The 2511-nt window shown below is 34.6% G+C and carries 4 protein-coding genes; all 4 read left to right on the plus strand.

Annotated features, from left to right (window positions below):
- Positions 1-202: 202 nt before the first annotated feature.
- Genes VFM92_RS16680 through VFM92_RS16695 form a run of 4 tightly spaced genes read left to right on the plus strand, consistent with a single transcriptional unit; the run spans position 203 to position 2163 of the window.
- Positions 203-517, plus strand: coding sequence for a TM2 domain-containing protein (locus tag VFM92_RS16680; RefSeq protein ID WP_325123372.1), 315 nt, complete (start codon positions 203-205; stop codon positions 515-517).
- A 4-nt stretch (positions 518-521) separates the two neighbouring features.
- Complete coding sequence (locus VFM92_RS16685; protein WP_325123373.1) at positions 522-917, plus strand: DUF2752 domain-containing protein; 396 nt, start codon at positions 522-524, stop codon at positions 915-917.
- Positions 914-1354 (plus strand): DUF4870 domain-containing protein, encoded by a 441-nt coding sequence (locus VFM92_RS16690; protein ID WP_325123374.1) that lies wholly within the window; start codon positions 914-916, stop codon positions 1352-1354. The genes VFM92_RS16685 and VFM92_RS16690 overlap by 4 nt, the downstream gene beginning before the upstream one ends.
- Entirely contained in the window at positions 1351-2163 is an 813-nt protein-coding gene (locus VFM92_RS16695) for a M48 family metallopeptidase (protein ID WP_325123375.1), read from the plus strand. The genes VFM92_RS16690 and VFM92_RS16695 overlap by 4 nt, the downstream gene beginning before the upstream one ends.
- The last annotated feature ends 348 nt before the right edge of the window (positions 2164-2511 follow it).

Raw genomic sequence — 2511 nt, forward strand, 5'->3', positions numbered from 1 at the left:
CTTTTTTAATGGGTTTCATGCATCAATATTTGCAAGGTTTCTGTCAGGAAAATACGAAAACTTGCAAAAAAATCAAAGCTTTTTATTAATTAAATAATTGATAATCAATGTATTAAATAGTTTTTAAGGGTCGACTACTTAATATTGAAAATAAGTTTATTTTTATTTTCAATATAATTCTATGGATGCAAATAAGGTTGACATGTACGTCATGACAAATGGTAAGTTTTTTGAAGGCTATCGATTACCCCAAATAAGGGAAAGGTTACTCAGTATTGATGAATCAAGATGGCCTTCTATTCAAATGACTCAGCTCAAAGATCCAACAATTAGCCTGATTTTATCCTTATTCGTAGGCTATTTAGGAATTGACCGTTTTTATGTCGGTGATGTCGGACTGGGTATTCTTAAATTAGTCACTTGTGGAGGTTTTGGGATATGGGTTATTGTAGATTGGTTTCTGATCATGGGAACTACTAAAGAAAAGAATTTAGAGAAACTGCATCAAATTTTGTAGGTAAATGGGAAGAAACAGACTTTATATGTTAATCTCTGGTGTGGCTCTTTGTAGCTATCTCTGGTTGGTTTTCAACCTGAGCAGTATTGCTTTGAATGTCTGTTTTTTTAAGCAAATTACATCATTACCATGCCCGGCATGTGGAACAACCCAAAGCGTACTTTTATTATTAGATGGGGAATTTCATGCTGCACTTATGGTAAATCCATTGGGATTATTAGCTTTAATATTGTTAGTTTTAGTGCCACTCTGGGTATTGATTGATTCCTTAGCAGGTAAATCTACTTTGCATTCTTTTTATATTAAAACAGAAAAGCAGATTAAGAATAGATATATAGCTAGTCCTCTAGTTCTCTTCATGCTAATAAATTGGGCTTGGAACATAATGAAAAACTTATGATTGAATCAGGAGATTTTGCGTATAAAGTAAATGATGGTGAGGCTGAAAAAGCTTCCAATAGTTATTTGATGTCTTTAGTTGCTATCATTGCAGGTCTTCCATTGCCTATAATTAATTTGATTGCTACTTTGATCTTTTATTTAGGTAATCAAAGATCTACTCCATTTGTAAGATGGCATTGTACCCAAGCTTTATTCTCTCAACTGTCATTGGTTGTTATCAATAGTATAGGTTTTTGGTGGACTTTTTCAATCCTTTTTGAAGAAAGAGCTATTAATAATGATTATGTGGCTTATATGATTGTGCTTTTCATTTTTAATTTACTTGAATTCATTGCCACTATTTATACAGCTATCCAAACAAGAAAAGGGATTCATGTTAAATGGTGGTTTTATGGTGACCTTTCCAATTCAATTGTTAAACATCAATCTATATGAAAATCGTCATAAGATTTTTCCTGCTTCTTCTCTTTTTTGTAAGCTTTTGGTTTGGTTTATCACAGATTAATTGGATACAAATCTTACAAGTTGAAAAAGTTACCGATTCTACTGAGGAAAAACTTGCTGAAGTTATAAGAAATTCAATTGAGCGCTCAGAAGAAATCATTCGTGATAAGGAAATTAAAGATGTAATTGACAGCATAGTTCATAAAATATCCAATAAAAATAGGATAGATGCTACTGAGCTTAATATTTTGATTGTAAATAATCCGCAAGTAAATGCTTTTGCTTTACCTGATAAGCATCTGGTGATATTCACCGGGTTAATAGAAGCATGCGATAATCCAGAAGCATTAAGTGGGGTTATTGCTCATGAATTAGCACATATAGAGCTAAATCATGTGATGAAAAAGTTAGCTAAGGAAGTTGGTATTTCTGTATTGTTCTCGATAACCTCAAATAGTGGGGGTGAAGTGCTAGGAGAAGTAACCAAAGCTCTTAGTTCCTCTGCTTATGACAGGTCATTGGAGGAAGAAGCAGATGAAAATGCTTTGCGTTATTTGCTTAACACTAATATTGACCCCGAACCATTAGCCGAATTTTTTTATAAACTTTCACTTGATGAACCGGAATTTGCATCAAAAGTTCAGTGGTTGAGTACTCACCCTGATTCCAAAGAAAGAGCAAAGAATATTTTAGATGAAGTAAAGGGGGAAAATCAGTCCTATGAATCTGTCATTTCAATTAAATCATGGGACTTATTGAAGGAAAAAGTGAATTCGAAAATGGAGCAAGAGAATTTTTAGTTTTATAATATTCTTTAGCAAGTCTTTTAGGTTATCAAATTACCATTAATTGTTAGGTATAAGTTAGGCTCCTCTTGATTAATGAAACGAACCTTCAAAACCAAATAATATTTGCTCGAAGAGAGCGGGCAGGAGGACAAAAAGGCGGGCCAGCGTTGGCATGTAGCGATGAAGCCAGCCAGAGGCTGGTCAGCCTCTGGCTGACATCTTTTGTGTGTCAGGCATGGTCATCATGCTATAGGGTGCAAGTCCCGAACGAGAGTTACAGTACTTATCGTTAGCCAATAGCAAGGGTGTCGTGGGCGACTGCGAATCTGAAAGAAGCTGGCGGCAAATATTCGAGCCTAC

Source organism: Marivirga sp. (genome assembly GCF_035704835.1).
Lineage (GTDB): Bacteria > Bacteroidota > Bacteroidia > Cytophagales > Cyclobacteriaceae > Marivirga.